This window comes from Mongoliibacter sp., assembly GCF_007692705.1.
Lineage (GTDB): Bacteria > Bacteroidota > Bacteroidia > Cytophagales > Cyclobacteriaceae > Mongoliibacter.
Genome location: NZ_REBN01000070.1, coordinates 1 through 18918 on the forward strand (window position 1 = coordinate 1; position 18918 = coordinate 18918).

General features: G+C 36.5%; 13 protein-coding genes. 4 read left to right on the forward strand and 9 right to left on the reverse strand.

Features of this window, described 5'->3' with window-relative positions; translation table 11 throughout:
* Positions 1–78 precede the first annotated feature (78 nt).
* The 8 genes from EA341_RS01420 to EA341_RS01455 form a co-directional block, all read right to left on the reverse strand.
* On the reverse strand, positions 79–2457 hold the full coding sequence (locus EA341_RS01420; protein WP_293010895.1) for an FtsX-like permease family protein: 2379 nt from the start codon (positions 2455–2457) through the stop codon (positions 79–81).
* 518 nt (positions 2458–2975) lie between these two features.
* On the reverse strand, positions 2976–3443 hold the full coding sequence (locus tag EA341_RS01425; RefSeq protein WP_367126810.1) for a helix-turn-helix domain-containing protein: 468 nt from the start codon (positions 3441–3443) through the stop codon (positions 2976–2978).
* A gap of 389 nt (positions 3444–3832) precedes the next feature.
* Positions 3833–3988 carry a lmo0937 family membrane protein gene (locus EA341_RS01430; protein WP_293010896.1) on the reverse strand — a complete coding sequence of 52 codons (156 nt, stop codon included), beginning with the start codon at positions 3986–3988 and terminating at the stop codon, positions 3833–3835.
* A 47-nt stretch (positions 3989–4035) separates the two neighbouring features.
* Positions 4036–4347 (reverse strand): hypothetical protein, encoded by a 312-nt coding sequence (locus EA341_RS01435; RefSeq protein ID WP_293010897.1) that lies wholly within the window; start codon positions 4345–4347, stop codon positions 4036–4038.
* A 132-nt stretch (positions 4348–4479) separates the two neighbouring features.
* Positions 4480–4935 carry a hypothetical protein gene (locus tag EA341_RS01440; RefSeq protein ID WP_293010898.1) on the reverse strand — a complete coding sequence of 152 codons (456 nt, stop codon included), beginning with the start codon at positions 4933–4935 and terminating at the stop codon, positions 4480–4482.
* Between the two features lie 114 nt (positions 4936–5049).
* Positions 5050–5475 (reverse strand): response regulator, encoded by a 426-nt coding sequence (locus tag EA341_RS01445; protein ID WP_293010899.1) that lies wholly within the window; start codon positions 5473–5475, stop codon positions 5050–5052.
* Positions 5476–5503: 28 nt separating this feature from the next.
* The gene (locus tag EA341_RS01450; RefSeq protein ID WP_293010900.1) at positions 5504–9490 is read right to left on the reverse strand and encodes a CheR family methyltransferase; all 3987 of its coding nucleotides are present in this window, start codon (positions 9488–9490) and stop codon (positions 5504–5506) included.
* A gap of 120 nt (positions 9491–9610) precedes the next feature.
* Complete coding sequence (locus EA341_RS01455; protein ID WP_293010901.1) at positions 9611–14122, reverse strand: PAS domain S-box protein; 4512 nt, start codon at positions 14120–14122, stop codon at positions 9611–9613.
* Between the two features lie 291 nt (positions 14123–14413).
* On the opposite strand from EA341_RS01455, the gene EA341_RS01460 reads away from it, so the two are divergent.
* Positions 14414–14665 carry a hypothetical protein gene (locus EA341_RS01460; protein ID WP_293010902.1) on the forward strand — a complete coding sequence of 84 codons (252 nt, stop codon included), beginning with the start codon at positions 14414–14416 and terminating at the stop codon, positions 14663–14665.
* Positions 14666–14729: 64 nt separating this feature from the next.
* Here EA341_RS01460 and EA341_RS01465 read toward each other — a convergent pair whose 3' ends face one another.
* A complete protein-coding gene (locus EA341_RS01465) occupies positions 14730–15116 on the reverse strand; it encodes a PRC-barrel domain-containing protein (protein ID WP_293010903.1) in 387 nt (128 codons plus the stop codon).
* Between the two features lie 578 nt (positions 15117–15694).
* Here EA341_RS01465 and EA341_RS01470 point away from each other — a divergent pair.
* The 3 genes from EA341_RS01470 (at position 15695) to EA341_RS01480 (ending at position 18714) form a co-directional block, all read left to right on the forward strand.
* Entirely contained in the window at positions 15695–17113 is a 1419-nt protein-coding gene (locus tag EA341_RS01470; RefSeq protein ID WP_293010904.1) for a sigma-54 dependent transcriptional regulator, read from the forward strand.
* A 197-nt stretch (positions 17114–17310) separates the two neighbouring features.
* On the forward strand, positions 17311–17751 hold the full coding sequence (locus EA341_RS01475) for a response regulator (RefSeq protein WP_293010905.1): 441 nt from the start codon (positions 17311–17313) through the stop codon (positions 17749–17751).
* A 285-nt stretch (positions 17752–18036) separates the two neighbouring features.
* Complete coding sequence (locus EA341_RS01480; protein WP_293010906.1) at positions 18037–18714, forward strand: hypothetical protein; 678 nt, start codon at positions 18037–18039, stop codon at positions 18712–18714.
* The last annotated feature ends 204 nt before the right edge of the window (positions 18715–18918 follow it).

Genomic DNA, 18918 nt, shown 5'->3' on the forward strand with positions numbered 1-18918 from the left:
TCTTGGCTCTTGTCTCTCGCTTGTCACATCTTGGTTCTAGACTCTCGCTTCTCGCATCTTGGTTCTAGTCTCTCGCTTCTATTCACTTTTTAGCGCATTTGAAGGATTGGACCATGCTGCCTGAAGGGACTTATGACCCACAGTGAGAATGGCAATCAATCCAACCAGCAGAAATGAGACTGCATAAAATTGCCAGGACAATTGGATTTTAGAATTATAATCTGCCAGCCATTTTTCCATAAAATAGCCAGCCAATGGCGCTGCCATAGCAAATGAGATCAACAACAAGACGATGTACTCTTTGGAAAACATGGCAAGGACTTGGGCCGAACTGGCACCCAACACCTTCCTTACTCCTATTTCTTTGGTTTTCATAGCTGCCATAAATGAAACCAATCCATACAGTCCTATACATCCCACAGCTACTGCAATGCAAGAAAAGATGATAAAGAGCGTAGTCATCCTTTCCTCCAATTCATAAAACTTTGCGATTTTTTCATCCAAAAAACTGTATTGCATTGGAAATTCAGGATACAAATCCTTGAATACCTTTTCCGCCTCTTCCATCACCAGGTTCGCATTGGCATCTGTGATTTTGATTCCTACAGTTCTGAAGAGATGCTGGTTATGATAGATGAATGTAGGTTCTAACTCACTTTTGAGTGAACGAACATAAAAATCCTTAACCACTCCCGATATAGGGGCATCTATCCCGCCAATATTGACAAAAACACCCAAGAGATCTTCGGGATTTTCATATCCTGCTTTTTTGGCAAAAGATTCCGTAGCCAAATAACGGCTCACGGTATCTTCTTTGACCAGGTTTTCTCCGTACAATAATTCCAAGCCATAAGTATCCAAGTAGTAGGAATCCGCAGGCTTGATCTGCACCGTGTATTCTTCCCTTGTCTCTACGATTATCGCATTGGTGGAAGAAGAAGAACTGGAAGCAGGCTCCGTAAAAGAAACAGAGACCATATCTACACCAGGAAGGTTTCTAAGCCTTTCTGCCAACAAATCTGATTTTTCCGCATTCCGCTCAGGAATAGAGAAAGATGCAATCGCATCTTTTTGAAATCCGATATCTGCTGACCTCAAGTGATTCATCTGCATCACCAAAACCAAGGTACCAATGATGAAAAATTGTGTAATCATAAATTGGAACACAACCAACCCCTTCCTCATCATATAGGAGCTTGTCTGTTTGGATTGATATTGCTCTTTGATTGCCTTTATAGGATTTAATTGACTTATAGTCAATGAAGGGTAAGCGCCAGAGATCAGACTGATAATCAACCATAGTGAGCACACTGTCAAAAGTCCGATTGGGGAGAAAATAATGGAATAATCGGCCTCTGTTCCCAAAAAATCATTCAGATAAGGAAGTGCAAGACTTCCGATAACAAAAGCAATAAAGATAGAAAAGAGGCAAATCAGCCCAGTTTCACTTAAAAATTGAGAAACGATGTGCCTCTTGTGGCCACCAAAAACTTTTCTTAAGCCAACTTCTTTTGCCCTCTTACCGGATAGGGCTGTACTGAGATTGATAAAATTGATACTAGCAGTGAGCAATAGAAAAAAGGCTACCCCAATCATAATATGGATAGAATTGGATGTGACCTGATAGCCAAAATTGGTATATCGCTCATCAAAATGAATTTCATTCAAAGGCTGAAGCTTATGCGCCCTGTTTATTATTGTATTTTCTCCCAAATATTTCTGTACAAAACCTGGCAAGCCAGCTTGAATACTTTCTTTAGCTTTGTGGTCTGGAATGACCAGATAAAACTGATCATCACTGTAAATACTTAGCCAGCCCCCTTCCTCTCTTTGTTGCTTCAAGTTTTCATAGGATAAAAAAATATCAAATGGAAAATCGGTATTCTCCGGAAAATCCTCCATAACAGCCGTGACGGAATAAATATCTCCTTTGTGAAACTGAAAAGATTGTCCAACTGCACTGGTGGTGCCGAAAAGCTTTTCAGCATACTTCTTAGAAATCACCGCCTGATTGACTTCACTCAAGAACTCAGTCGATTTCCCTTTTATAATTTCTCTGTCAAAAACTTTAAAAAAATCATCAGTTGTGTAACCAATACCTGATTCCATGAAGTATTTTTCATCTTCTTCATCTTTGACTGTGATAAGTCCATTGTGTCCACCCGAGATAAGCACTGATGCATCAATACCAGAAAAATCATCCTTAAAAGCGGTGGGTAATACTGCTGGCACTCCCGGTGAATGGTATTCTCTTGAACCCTCAAAAGTATCAGTAACCAATCTGTAAGTGATTTTTGCTTTCGCATGATATTGATCAAAGCTTTTGATATGGGATACCAAAGCAAATACCAGGAGACAGGAACTGATACCCAGGCTCAATCCAAAAATATTGATGGCTGTGTAGGCTTTCCTTTTCGAAAGATTTCTCCAGGCGATGAGTAGATAGTTGTAAAACATGATACAGTATTTTGCTTTTGATAAAAAACAATAATTTTAAATACTGCAAATCCTATTTTCAATACCAGTGCCAAAGAATAGTGTAATAAAACAATCCCAGAGGCTGATTTAAGGAGAAGTTAAAATTATAGACGGACATTTTCGTCCGCTGTCGCACAAATACAGTTTTATAATTACTCCTGTTTGTCAGGATCATCAGACTTGATTCTGGGATTGAATGTAAAATTTCCCCTTTATTTTTCTTATTCCTCTTCTCCTTCGTTGTCGCAACCCTTTTCAACGATCACTTCTCTTTCTTCCTCTACCATCGCATAATACTCAGGATGCACTTTAGGATCTTATTTTTCAGCATATACCCTAGATAAAGCTGCCCCATAATATAGAATCAAACAGGAATAGGATACCCACAACAACATCAAACCACTGATCCTGAAGACCCGTTTATGGCATTTTCAAATAGATCTTTTATATCTGATTCAAAATCAATTATTTATCATAAAATTCAGCAAATACAGATTCTATAGTACTTCACTTTTTATCTTTTTCATTTTTTTAAAAAATGTGGGAGTAAGTCCTGTGATCTTTTTAAATTGGTTTGAAAGGTGGGAAACACTGCTATAATGCATCTTGTATGATATCTCTGTCAAATTGAGCTCATCATACAGTATTAATTCCTTAACCTTTTCAATTTTGTGCATAATGATAAATTGTTGAATGGTTATGCCTTTTACATCAGAAAAAATATTTGACAAATATGTATAGTCATAACCTAGCTTTTCACTGATAAAATCTGAAAAATTCATTTTTGGAACTTCTTCATCATGATGAATCATCTGAATAACCACATTTTTGATTTTATCAATTAAAATACTTTTTTTATCCTCAAGTATTTCCAATCCAACTTGCTTTAAATTCTCCTTAAAATCATTGAGTTTTTGAGCTGAAATGGGCTCTACTGTTTCTACTGCTCCAAGATCTATATACAAATAATCAATGCCTAATTTGTCCAGTTCCTGCTGCACAATTAATTTGCACCTTATGCTGACCATATATTTGATGTAGATCTTCAAGCTCATTTTGTTAAGATAACATGATGCCCATGTCAAAGCAGGAAATAACTCAGGCTTTCTCCTATTAATTACACCTGATAGCTTTCGTTTCTGCACTCAGTAATCTGGTTCATCAGATTTCGTTGGTTTATTTATCAATTTACGTCAAATAAAAATGGTAAAGCCTAGGCAATAAATTCCCTAGGCTTAAAAAAATAAATTCCACCGACTACATAAATTGAATTACTTGGCAAAGTAAAAGTTAAAGTACAAAATTACTCTTTACTAGAGTTACCTCTTAACAACTGTGTGTGGAGTTTTAGAAATCATATAATTCTTCCACCCCTGATTACCCTAAAGATTATAGCTATAACAGCAATTACCAATAAGATATGGATGATTCCCCCGCTATTATAGCCTAGGAACCCGATTGCCCAGAAAATAATCAAAATGACTGCGATGATATAAAGTAGATTTCCCATGTATTTTGAATTTTTTGAGTAAAATTAAATTTGAAATTGTTGATGGCTTAGAGCAATAAAATCAAGAGGATGATCACAATTATAATTGCTCCGACAGATAGGTATACCCCGCCCCCAGCTCTTTTGATTTCCTTATTGATTTCCCTTACTTCAGACCTTAGTTCTTTCTTTTCACTCCTTTCCATAGTAGTCAGGTCCATGGTTTTGATCTCCTCCAACCTATCTACCAAGACCTGCACTTCGGCCTCGGTCATTGTAGGATTTACTAGTGGCTTACCATCTTCCTTAGCCTGAATTGATGTAATGGAGCAAAAGGTGAATGCAAAAACAGATAATATTAATACTTTGGTTTTTAACATGTCTACATTATAAAGTTAAACATGTAAGTTCGGTTAATACTTTCTAAAAAGTGTTATAGTAAATAATTTAAAAGTGTCATAATTCACTGATTTGAGATATCTCCCATTTTATTAATTTCCGCTATTCGGGCTTTATAAGTTGCGAACTCTTAGATTTTCAATGTTTGATTCCAAAAGATCCAATTCTATGCTGAAGTCTTTAAAATCACCTTTCACCGGATTATTGAGATTAACTAAGGAATTATTGATTCTTGACCTTAATTCGCTGTTTTTCTTATTCAACAAAAACAACTCTCCTTGAAAAGCGAGATTGACTGCATTTTTTTCAGAAATATAACTGTCACTGATATTTTTGAGATTCCTTGTATTCTCAACCAAACGTGCATTAGTCTCAATTTTGAACTGCTCAAATACCAAAAATATTTCGGAATTGTAAACAATCAGTTCATCAGCCTTTCTGGAATCATCTGACTGACCTTCCTTAAAATTCAGACCTACATTTTCATTTAATTCTTTCTCGCAGTCGTTACAACCCGCTAGACTTAACAGAAATGCCAAAACCAATATTATCTTACTGTTTTTTAGCATAATTTCTATTTCCTTTCAAAAGAAAAACTTTAGAGTAATTCAGTACAAATATATGCCAAATCAATTTCTAATTGATTATAAAAATCCTATTGAAGATTATATCTTTCACTTATATCAATCTGCCAAGGTAGATAGCTGCAACCAAAACTCCTCTATCTTCAATATGGCCTTTAAGAACTCATCCATATCTATAGGCTTTTTCACATAACTATTGCTATGGTTTTCATAGGCTGTGTCAATATCCTTTTGACTTGAGGAGGTCGTAAGCATGATGACAGGAATTTTCTTCAAATTGGGATCTTGCTTAATCTGTTTCAATACCTCATGTCCATTAAAAATAGGCATATTGATATCCAATAAAATCAAATCAGGCTTTTCGGCATTTTCAAATTCTCCCCTTTTATACAGAAAGTCTAAAGCTTCTTGACCATTTTTTGCGACACTTATGTCAGTTTTTATTTTACTTTCCTCAAATGCATCCAGTGTGAGAATTATATCTCCCTCATTATCTTCTACCAATAAAATGTGAGCAGGTCTCATTACGTTTTTATTTTAATTTTTTAATCATTTAAATGGTGAAATGGAAAACGGTTCCTTTATCAACTTTTGATTCCAGCCAAATGTTTCCACCATGAAGCTCTACAATTTTTTTACAAACAGAAAGTCCTATTCCATTACTATCTTTATTTGGATTCAGTGATTTAAAAATTTTAAAGATATTATCAAATTGATCTTCCGGAATTCCAATTCCATTATCCTTTATCGCGAAAAACATTTTTTCCTTATCAGCTTTAGATGAAATCAATATTTCAGGTCTTTTATCTCCTCTGTACTTAATGGCATTGCTGATTAAATTTGTAAGCAATCGCTTAAATAAAATCGGGTACACCCTCACGTCACAGTCTTCTACATCAAGCTTAAGCTCTCCTCCTAGCTCCCCCAGCTCACTGTCAAATTGCTGAACTACTTCTTTCATTAATGATGGTAAATTGACCAGTTCAATTTCTTCCTGTATTCTTCCAGATCGGGAATACTCTAAAAGGTTATCAATCATCCTACTGAGTTCTTCTGAGGCGGACTGAATGATATTAAAATATTGATTCCTTTTTTGGGGATCTAAAGTATCTCCTTTTTTTTGTACAAGTCCCAAAAGGCCTCGGATATTTCTTACAGGGGTCTTCAGATCATGAGAGGCCACATATGCAAACTCCTCCAAAGCGGTATTCACTTCTTCTAGTTTACCGTATTGATCTTTGATTTTTTGATTGAGTTTGCCGATCTGTTCAAATTGATCTCTTTGTATAGTAGTATCTGTTTGGATAGAAAAATACCCTATGAAATCCAATTCTTCATCTATCATGGGCTCAGCCTGTATCCTAACAAAATACTTACTCCCGAATTTGGTATAATTGAAAAGTTCTACATCAAACGGATTTCGCTTTTTGATAGCATCTCCCATAACTTTGATCATTGACGGATCACTTTCTTCTCCCTGAAGAAGTGTTCCAGGAACCCTTCCCAGAACCTCTGATTCAGTAAAGCCTGACATTCTTTCGAAAGATTTATTGGCAAAAGTAATTCTACCTTCTCGGTCTGTGATCAATACAGCATTGCTTGTCTGTTCGACAATCAGAGCAAGTTTACGCATTTCGGTATCATCATGCATCCGCTGATGTATATCCCGAGTCGTGACCAAAACTCTGAAATTATCCGAATCAGAATAATTCATTCGTTTTAGACTAGATTCCATCCAGCGAAGGGGGCCTTTTGCAGTTTTAAATTTATATTGAATCAATCCAGGGTCAACGCCATTCCTAAGTTCAATCATTGCTTTATGCCAATGCTCTTTGTCTTTAGGATCAGTCACACGTTTTAAAAAGTTAAGCTCATACATTTTTTCTAAACTGAAGCCTGTCACATCAAACCCTGAAGGAGAACAATATTGTACTTTTCCATCTTCTGAAATAATGGTTACCATGTCCCTGAGGTTATTGGTAACCAATTCCAAAATCTCATTTTGAATACTATGTTTTTGCTTTAATTCAGTAAGAGAATGATCAGATATTTCCAGCTCTTTTCTCATTCTGGTATGCAATGAAATATCCGTAAATACCAAAACAACCCCTTGTATTTCATTTTTTTGATTTCTAAAAGGAGAAATTTTCAATAAATAATCCTTTTCCCTATTGTCTTTGATTTGCACCTGATAAGGTGCCAAAGTGGTAAAAACCTCTTCTATCCTATCAATAAAATCCTCAAGCTGAACCTTTCCTCTAAAGTGACTGATATTACGGCCAATATCATGTTGCACCAAATTCATTATTTTTTTGATGGCAGGGGTAAACTTCCTGATATTCAAATTGGAATCCAGAAAAAGTAAAGCAATATCAGTACTTTCAATGAGGTTGTTAAGGTCATTGTTTGCTTCTGAGAGCTCAATATTTTTCTCCTGATATTCAGCATTGACCGTGTAGAGCTCTTCGTTTACAGACTCCAGCTCCTCATTGGAACTTTGAAGCTCCTCATTGGCTGCCTGAAGTTCTTCATTACTGGACTCCAATTCCTCTATGGTCGTTTGGAGTGTTTCCTTATTGATCCTAAGTTCCCGTTCTAGAAAATTGATCTTTTCCAGAGATGCCGAACCCATATCAATTCTATCAGGATTTGGCTGATCAGTTCCTGAAGTTTCCTGCTCAAAGGTGATAAATAAGTGATAGGACTCGCCAATCAGTTTGGTACTTCTGACATTAACCTTTAATAATTTATCATGCTGAAAATAAGGTTTCAATTCCTCAGTGATCTGTACATTGTGCAGGACAGTAGAATTGCCTGTTTTAAGCACTTTAATTGCTACTACCTCAAGGGGAACAGCTATGGATTCCGGAAGCATTTTCAAGATATTGGAACTGATTTCGCCCGAGGGAAGCCTCAGCCAACGGTTGGCATTTCCGGTGGTGTGGATCAGGTTGAAATTTTCATCCGTTACTATTGAATCGGGCACATAGGCCTGAATAAGCGTATTTTGAATTTCGCTCACCAACCTGTTTTTACCTGCTTGTGAATTCTGTAATATTATTTTTTCAGGTATGATAGCTTCGTAGCCTATAACAGATTTGGTTTTGGAGCCTCTGATTTGTTGGATAAATTTCTTGTTTTCCTTATTGATGAAAATTTTATTTTTCTTGTCAAACTCAATAAATTCTTCAGAGGAATTTCCCAAAGACTCACTTGAACCCAAAAACAAAAATCCATGGCTCTTAAGAGAATATTGAAAGAGTGAAAAAAGCTGTTGCTGTATTTTATCATTCAAGTAGATCAAAAAGTTTCTGCAAGAGATCAAGTCAATTTTATTAAATGGAGGATCTTGGATTAGGTTATGTGCAGAAAATACAATCATTTCCCGAATTTCTTTGGCTATGGTATAACCTGACCTTTGAGGAATAAAATAGGTGTTCAAGTATTCCATAGGAATTTCTGAACTTATATTTTCCGAAAAAACCCGATTAGCTGCCAGTTTAATGGATTCTTTGTCCAAATCCGTTGCAAAAATATTGACATCATATTGGAGGCGGTTCTTTCGCAGGTAATCTTTGATCAGGATGGCAATAGAATAAGCCTCCTCACCGGTGGAACAGGCTGTTACCCAAACCCTGATCGTTTTTGTTTCCTGATTGGCAGCAATCAACTCGGGGATCACCTGATTTTTAAGGGATTCAAAGGATTCCTCATCTCTGAAAAATCTGGTTACACCGATCAACAATTCCTTGGCTAACAAATGTGCTTCTGTAGGATTTCCTTCCAAATAGGAACGATAATCCATCATGACGGCAAAACCTAAGAGGCTCATCCTTCGGCTTATTCTTCTGGAAACAGTGGTGAATTTGTAACCTGTAAAATCAACCTGAATTTGATTTAAAACACTTTTTAATATATCCTCGATTACCTTCCTACTGTTTTCTGATTGAAGCTCTTTGCTGTTCAATTCCTTCTTGTTATAAAAAAATGCATCCAGCTCCCCATGCATTTGCTCAATCGTACATATCTTATCCACTGCTCCTGTATTGATGGCATTTTTGGGCATTCCATCAAATTTGGCTGTCCCCGGATCTTGGGCCAAGACCAGACCTCCTCTTTCCTTGATGTATTTGATCCCTTCTGCTCCATCACTTCCTGTACCGGATAGGACTATGGCACAGGCATTTTCATATTGATGGCTGGCAAGAGAAGTGAAAAAACTACTAATCGGAAAGCTTAATTTTCTGTCCTCTTTCTCACTTAAAACAAACCTCCCATCAACTATTTCTATAAATTTCTTAGGAGGATTGAGATAAATACTCCCTTTTTTAAGAGGCATATTATGCTCAATGATATGAATAGGGAGTTTGGTATGTCTCGCCAAAAGTTCATCCATCAGACTCTTATGATTGGGAGCTAAGTGCTGAATCAACACATAGGCAAAATCAGAGTCTATTTTGGCATACTCAAAAAAAGTTTCCAGAGGTTCTAATCCCCCAGCTGATGCTCCGATAGCGACAATGGGAAATTCTAAATTCATGTGTTGAAGAACAATTTATTGGGGTGAAAATCAATCCTAACGCTTAGGCTATTACTATATTAACAAATATTTTGATCAATTTTTAGTATCCTTATTTTAATTGTTGAATAAATTGAGATATCAGTCTTTAGGAATAGTAAAATAGAAAGTGCTTCCCTCACCCAGTGTAGATTCCAACCAGATTTTCCCTCCCCAAAATTCTACATGCTTTTTGGCAATGGACAGACCTATTCCGGTCCCTTCGTATTCACTTTTGTTATGCAACCTTTGAAAAATAACAAAAATCTTTTCATAAAACTGGGGTTCTATACCTATCCCATTATCAGCAATACTGATCTTCCAAAAATTTTCTTTTTCCTCAGACTTGATATTGATGCATGGGGCAACTTCAGGATTTGAATATTTGATGGCATTATCCAACAGGCAATGCAGGGTCTGTATCATGGGTGATTTGTAACAATTTACCACAGGTAGTTGAGAAATGTTTAAGTCCACCCCTTTTTCAGTTATAAGTCTTTTTCTGAGAAGCTGATAGTCCTGTAATAAAGCATTCAAATCTATTTTTTCTAGAGACTCTTCCAACCTTCCTGCTCGTGAGTATTCCAAGAGATCCAAAATGATTTGTTTCATGCGCTTAGCCCCATCGGTAGCAAAATAAATATATTGAAGAGCCTTTTCATCCAATTGATTGCTATACTTCCTTTTAAGCTGATCCAAAAAACTGGTAATCATCCTCAATGGCTCCTGTAAATCATGGGAAGCGATAAAGGCAAACTGTTCCAACTGTTCATTGGAAAGTTCAAGCTCATTCGTGTATTTCTTTAAGGATTCATTGAGTTCAAGCAGCTGCTTTTCAAAATTCTTTCTTTCAGTAATGTCTCTAAAGAAAACTGTAAGACCTTCTTCTGAGGGATAGGCATTTACTTCAAGCCAAATGCCAAAATAATCCTCAAAAGATATGGGTTTTCCAGTTTCTAAAACTTTATGATAATTGGTGTAAGATGGCAATGAAACCGCATCAGGGAATACCTCCCACAAGTTTTTTCCAATCAACTGCTCTCTTTTAACACCTAGAAGTTCCTCTGCAGATCTATTCCAGTAGGATACGATGAAATTTCTATCTACCGCAAAAAATGCATCTGCAATACTTTCGACAATATTATTTTTCTCTTCGAATGCTTTTTTAAGTTTTTCTGCTGATTGCTTTCGCTCATGTATATTTTTAAAAAACACTGACACCCCATCATTGAAGGGGTAGACATTTATTTCATACCATTTTTCATCGGTTTTTCTCAGATATTCAAAGGATTCAGGTTGACCATTTCTGGCTACCTGATAATAAACTTTCTCTAAATGTGTACCCAATGCTGAAGGAAACGCTTCCCAGATACATTTTCCAAGTACCTCTTCTACCTTTTTATGCAATAGGTTTTCTGCTTCCTTATTAAAATAGGTAAAATTCCAATCTTTATCCAATGCATAAAAGGCATCTGAAATACTGCCCAAAATTTCCCTAATCTGATTTTCCAGAGACTTAGACGCATGTATATCCTGGAAACTCCCATAGATTTTTACACATTTATTTTTTACCCGATCACTTTTACCAATGCATCTGATCCATTTTTCATTTCCGTTACCAGTAATGGTAAGAAGTTCTTCGTCAAACTCTCTTCCTTCCTCAATCAACACATCCACCGCTTTCTCGATCCGCTGCTTACTGGATTCTGTATAAAATTCAAAGCCACCGGTAAGGGATGGGTTGTATAATTCATCCACTTCCAGAATCTCTCTGGTCATGGGCGACCAATACATGGCGTCGCCATTCTGATTGATCATATCCAACTCCCAACTTCCGATTTTGGCCATTTCAGTAGCCTGTTCCAACAAGGCTTCGTTTTTAGCTTCCTGAGTGATGTCCAAAATCACCGAATTAAATGATACTGTACCATCAGGTAAAAAATAAGGTGATCCATAGCCCAAGTGAGTTCTGATTTCACCGCTGGGCATTACATACTTCCAGCTTGCTGTCCATTTGGATTTGGATTGGATAGACTCCATGATACTCTCTTGTACCTTTTCGAAATCCCCACCCGCCTCTATTTGATTCCAAACGAGCTGATTATTTTTAAGAACTGCTTTTGCACTAAAGCCCCATACTTCTTTTGAACCTTTTGTGACATACTTCAAAGTATCTGTTCCATCAGGATAGAGAAAATACTGAAAAACTACCCCGGGTAAATTATCCGCAAGAGATTGTAAGCGTACCTCTACCTCTTTTCTTTCATGAATATCCTGAAAAGTTCCATAGACCCTTATACATTTCCCATCTACAAATTCTGCATTTCCAATAGACCGAATCCACCTTTCCTTCTTGTTGGCAGTAATTAAAACAGCTTCATAGTCAAAAGAAGTGCCTTTCTCAATACATTTATGGACAGCTTTGGTTACTGAGTTTTGAAAATCTTCCCTGTAAAAATTAATGGCTGTTTCCAGATCTGGAATAAATAATTCAGGATCTGTCTCATGAAGGGCGTGAACTAACTCAGACCAGAAAACTTTATTTTTGAGAAGATCAACCTCCCAACTGCCAATTTTAGATATGGTATTGGCCTGTCGATTTAATTCTCTGAGGTTTTTTTCCCTGGTAATATTTTTGGCAGTGGCGTAAATGATTCCTTCTTCTAATGCAGAATTACAGGTCCAGCTCAACCAGATAATCTCCCCCAATTTGGTAATGTAGCGGTTTTCAAAATTGAAAGTAGTTTCACCCTCACTTAATTTCATCACTTCATTGGTGGAGATATATTTATCTTCTGGATGAACAAACTCATCAAAACAGTGATATAAAATTTCCTCTTCAGCATAACCTAATAATGTACAACCTGCTTGGTTTATCTTCAGAAACCTGCCCTGAAAATCTGCCAGACATAGAATATCCGGTATCGCATGATACAAATGGCTTAAATCATTTTCCAGGCGTTTACGGTGTATCTCTGAACCAATAAATTGTTCCAATTGCTCAAAAACTCTCACGTGCTTTTTCAAGAAATTGATATCCTCATGTGTAGCAATTACCAATACGCCTACAACGCTTTCATTGTAAAATAAGGGTATTCCTAGTGCCGATTCCAAACCAGCTTTTTCAGCGGCCTCTTTTCGGATAAAATCATCATTTTTTGGAATATCCTTCCAAAGTAAAGAAGTGGTTTTAGCCCACACCTCACCTGGTAAGCCCTCAGACAGGTGAAATGATTTAATGTCCTTGCTATTCTCATAGAAAATATCTGCCTCTGAGGTGGCTGATTGATAAGCAAGCATTTGAATTTGGGTGTTTTCAATGTTAGGCAACCATAGCTCAACCAAATCAAACTTACCATAATTGCAAATCGTACTGCAAAGCCGATTTAAAGAAGAAATTAAATCCTGGTCAATATTGAAATCAAGACTAATTTTCCCCAATAAATCTTTTTCGAGTTCTTTATTTTTTTGTTCGGTGATATCCTTTTCTATCGCGATCCAATGGGTAAACCAGCCCTTCTCATTTGCAACTGGAGATATTGAAAAATTGATCCAGAATTCTTCTCCGTTTTTTTTATAATTGATAGTGGTAATTTCACAAGATTCCCAGTTTCTCAGCGCCTTACCAAGTTTGGCAAGCTCCGTTCTATCGGAATTTGGACCTTGCAGAACCCTGGGAGTTTTACCAATTACCTCTTCAGCCGTATAGCCGGTCATTTGGGTAAAAGCCTCATTTACATAGAGTATTTTTGGTCCAGGAGCATCAAAAGGTTCTGCCTCGGTGATCATTATGGCATCATTGGTATGGGTAATGACGCTTTCGAGCAGTTTTAAGCGCTGCTCTTCTTCTTTGCGAGAAGAGATATCTTCACAAATGGCCACCGTGCGAATGGGCTTACCGCTCTCATCTCTTATAAAGGCAACATGGAGTTTAACCCAAACAGTTGTCCCGTCTTTTTTAACATAACGCTTCTCATTTCTGTATTCAATTTCCCCGCGCATTGCTTTGCTGAATATTTCCCAATCCTTTTCCCTGTCTTCCGGGTGAGTGAGATCTACAAAGCTCATTTTTAAAAGTTCTTCTTTTGTGTAACCTGTTATGATCTCGTAATAAGAATTGATCAACATTATCTTCCCATTAGAAGGGTCAACCTGTGCAATACCTAGAGATGCAATTTCAAAAATCGTCCTGAATTTGGCTTCACTTTCAAACAACGCCTCTTGAGATGCCTTAAGTTTTAGCAGTTGATCTTCTTCCTGAGTAACATCCTGACAAACCACCATCATACAGGATTTATCAAGGTAGTCTACTTTATGACCATTGATCTTCATCCGGATAAGATTTCCATCCTTTTTCCGATGATTAAAAGCCCCAAAAAAAATATTTCCTTCCCTCGATCGTATGCCTTCTTGCGCTGCTAACAATTTTGGTATATCTGATTCAGGACGCAAGTCCATCAATGTAAGGCTCAAAAATTCCTCTCTTGGGTACAGATAGTGGTCAATAGCTGCCTGATTGACATCAAGGATCTTGAACGAATCCAAATCATATACCCAAGAAGGCAAGGGATTGAGGTAAAAAAGACTACTATAATCAGGTTTGGACTTATTCATTTTATTACAGAATAACAGGGCTTAAATATCTTTAAGAAAGCGGGGTAATCAATACTCAAAATCAATTTATGTAAAAGCTTTCAAAAAAGAAGAAATTCAAGCCATTATATTGATTTCAAAACATCTATGGAAAGAAAATCAGTACTTATACCAATATCCTCAATTGTTACATATATCCTTCTTTGCTGAGCTTTGGAATGGATGTTGAAATGATAAATTCTTGAAAAGAGTTTTTTGGGTTCAATCATCCACGAAATTTTTACATATAATCAAAACTAAAAAGCAAATAACATGAAAGATCAAAAATTTGAATACCGAAAAGAAGGAGAAGTAACAAAAGCAATAGAAGAACAAACCTCAAAAATACCTTCCAGCATATTTTTATGGTCTGCTATAGGTTCAATTGGAGTTTCATTGACCCTCAAAATTTTAAAGAAAGATCATCTCGCATTATTTGTAGGGCAATGGGCAGCGCCGTTTTTACTCTTTGGTATCTACAATAAAATCGTCAAAACGGAAGGCTCCGATAAGGATGATAAATAAAAAATAGAAATAAAAAGAAGGCAGGAAAATCTCCTGCCTTCTTAAAAACTGATTGAAACCTTTTTTAAAGTGTCCTGTGTACCTCTACACCGTAATAAGAATTCACAGAATTTGCAAAATCAGAATCGGCATGAGATGGCCAGTTATCCTTGTCGAAACCAGGAGATTTTTCTAGCCTTTCTTTAGAAACATCCAAGGTAATCACATGGTCATTGTCATCAGCAGCTCTGTACTTATTGAAATCTAAGGCTTTCCAAGCCACGGCAAAGTACTTGTTTTCCAGGTTTAAAAATCCTGTACTCACCGAAAGCACCGCGTACAATACCTCCCCTGTTGAAACATCAATCATAATGTCTTTAATTTCTCCTATACTCTCATCAGCAGGTGTTCTTACATCTGTCCCCTGTAGGTTAGACCCTGACAATACGCGATATCCATTTGTGTTTTCCATAATTTTGTGGTTTAGTTTATTGAATTTCAGTTGTTCAGTTCAATTTTTATTCCTGCCTCAATCTAAGGGAGGACATGACGCAGGATGAAAATATATGGGAATCACATAATTATAGTCCCCACTGTATTGAGGACTTGTTTAATGCCAAAAATACCCCACAAAAATTCCTGAAAATAAATTTTAAAAAGCCCAAAGGGGTATATTGTAGTAAGACAAACCTTAGCCAGCTGTTACTTTTTCTTCACAAACTGTTTATTAAAATACCGCCCACGCGAAAAGTCCTTTTGGCAGAATTTTAATTCATTGGACTACCTGATTGATTTAATTCTAAGTTACAAATTGGGTCAAAACCTTTACCTCAAATGAATAAATGAACCCTTATAAGTCAGACAGTAGATTTACTTTTTCTATCCCGAGATTTACTCTTAACAGGTATATATAAAGGAATATAGTCCAAAAATCTATAAAAATGTCAAGAATTTATGTAACAAATACTTCTAACTTAATTCATAGATTTAATGATTACGTCAAAAGGCCATTTATTGGCAAAAAACGAACCGCTTAACTCCTAAAGCCCTATGAAAAGTATTCTGATTATTGACAATCATATTTCCGTTTGTGATTTATTGAGAAAATTCCTCAGTAAAAATAACTTCAATGTGGAAACATCAAGCAGTGCTTCTCTCGGACTGGACTTTTTGCAAAGAATGAAATTTGACCTGATCTTACTTGAATACCACCTTCCTAATATATCTGGTCTAGAATTTTTGGAACGGATAAAAAAACTAGCACCAAGCACGGAGGTAATATTTATGAGCAGAGATGCTACCTTGAAAAATGCAGTGGATGTAATCCACAGAGGTGCGCTGAATTTTATTTCTAAACCTTTAAATCCTGATGAACTTCTTGAAATAGTTAATAAAGTGGAACCAAAATCACCCAATAATGTAGCGTTCTCTACACAATATCAGCCTGATAGCATCGTACTGGAACCCTGGTCAAAACAAGGGTTTATATTTGGTCAAAGTGAAAGTGCAGAAAAGATGATGTATCAAGTGAAACGAGTGGGTGCTACCAATTACTCAGTAATCATTCAAGGTGAAACCGGTACAGGAAAGGAATCCTTGGCCAGAATGATACATGAATATAGCCCAAGAAAGAACATGCCTTTTATCGCCGTGGATTGTGGTTGCCTGTCTAAAGAAATTGGGGGCAGTGAGCTTTTCGGCCATGAAAAAGGTGCTTTTACCGGTGCTATTTTTCAGAAAACCGGCTTTTTTGAACAGGCAAATGGTGGAACAATTTTTTTAGATGAAATTTCCAATTTGTCATTGGATATACAAATGACACTACTAAGAGCACTTCAGGAAAAAGTAATACGCAAAATCGGAGGAAACAAAGAAATACCCACGGATGTCAGGGTAATTACAGCAACAAACAAAAACTTGATTGATACTTCAGAAAATCCATTTTTCAGGGAAGATCTATATTTTAGGTTAAGTGAGTTTATCCTTGAAGTTCCCGCACTAAGAGAAAGAAAGAAAGATTTACCTTTATTTGTAGAATTTTTTCTAAAACAAACAAGTGAGGAACTAAAGATCAGAATACCCAAGATCTCGGAGGCTGTGAATTCATGTTTTGAACAATATACTTGGCCGGGTAATCTTCGCGAACTAAGAAATGTAATACGCCGGTCATGCTTGTTTCTTGGTAAAGACAATATTATCAAAAGAGAATCATTGCCTGAGAGAATACTTCAGTCTATTCTTTTTGCGAAAAGAAAAACAAAACCGAATAACCTGCATAATGGCTTTGAAACTGCCTACAAGGAAAAAGATGAGAATGACCTGAAATCTACCGCCCTAAAGGCTGAATCTTCAAGAATAATTGAGGTTTTAAACAAAGTGCATTTTAATAAAACCAAAGCAGCAGAAATATTGAATATCCATAGAAAGACCCTGTACCAAAAACTTAAGCTTATGAACATACCTAACTGATTAAAAAGGGTAATAGGCCAATCCAGTGCCGGGGACTTGGCATTGGGAGTTCATTGATACTGGCTTGAAATCATAAGTTAATCCTATTTTGAAGAGTCTACTGTTAAGAAAATCACAATCAGTAAAATATTACAGATTTTAATTAATGAAATTGATTTACTTGCTTAAAAATTTCTAAGAAAAACTTATTAAGCTTTATGAAAAAAATAAATATTATTCTAGGAGATGATGATGAGGATGACCACATGATTTTCAAAGAAGCTATTAATGAAATCAAGCTTGATTCTGTTTTAAATATGATAGAAGGTGGAATCGAGTTGATGGAACATTTATTAGACCCTAAATCCGAACTTCCCGATATTGTTTTTCTTGATTTGAACATGCCTTGCAAAGATGGGGTGCAATGTCTATCTGAAATCCGCGCGTCGGAAAAATTAAAAAATCTAGCAGTAATAATATATTCCACCTCTTCCTCTCCCAAAGATATTGAGGAGTGCTTTTTTGGAGGTGCTAATGCCTATATCAAAAAACAAAACAACTTTAAAAATTTAAAAACCATCCTGCATAAAGTTTTGTCACTAAACCTCAATTCTTATGGATCCAAGCCAAATATGGAGAATTTCGAAATCAAGATTTAATGAGCAGGATTTTCAAACTCTATTGTAAATTCAGTTCCTACATTGATGGACATGAGAGACTGGGATAAGAATAAAAAGAAGAAGGATTACAGGTGAAATGTTCTTGAGATTTACGCATGACGATATGCGTCATTTAGCAATGCCAAGCTGCAATAAACGGGTAAATCATAAATCTAAAATCTAAAATCTAAAATTTAAGACCCACAGCTTCCAATCCTATCTTTTATACACTATTCCTTTACAAGTCCAACAATACCGACTAACTTCAAGAAAAGTCAAAAAACTATGAAATTTCAAATAAAAATCAACGCTTTTCAAACCTTAGATGAAGTGTCTGACTATTGGTCAAAAGAAGACTATATCCAACTTTTAGCGCTTTTTGGTTTTCCTGATGGAGAAAATGCCAAAGAGGAAAACTTAAAGGAATTGTTGATGATGGCCATTACTGATTTTGAACCAAATGAAGCAGCGGCCATTGTACTGGAATATAAGCTGAGTGATCATTTGAACAGTGGTCAAATAGACCAGATTTCCAATGATATGCTCCTGGACAAGATCGCTGAAGAATATCCGGAGATCAATCTTCACGGTACTCTTTTCCATATCAACCAACTCCTGTACAAGGCCTTTAATGGAAAATTCCCAAACACCAAAGCCAGTCAAGTCGAGTGCAGCATTACCCCTCTCGATAAAAGCAGTCATCCAGAAATGAGCAAAGAAGTAGTGCTAAAATTATTAAGTGAAGGTCTGTCTGACAGCAACCTCATCAAAAGGTTGTTTGGAGAAAAGTTGGAAGGAAACACAGCTTTTCCCGAAGCGGAAGATATCCTGTGGGATTTGAAATCAACAGATGGGGAAAACTTTAAAATACTGACTTCAGAATACTGGTTGAATCAGGCCGATTTGATTGCTGATAAATTTGATGGGGCTTATGAAGCACCTGAGGAAAGTGAGGAAGACTGAATCATGTCAAATCCTTTCAAAACCGTCTTCCGGTCTTCCCACTTGATGTCTACTTCATCGGTCACCTGACATCAATACTTCCCCGATACGGACAAGCCTTTTGTCACGTCCTGAATTTACTTGACACTTTTTTCATTGATTTTATTATACTCCTACCTTCCCTGTTTTTGGCGAAAAACATTCTTCAGAATTGGCCTTTTTTCG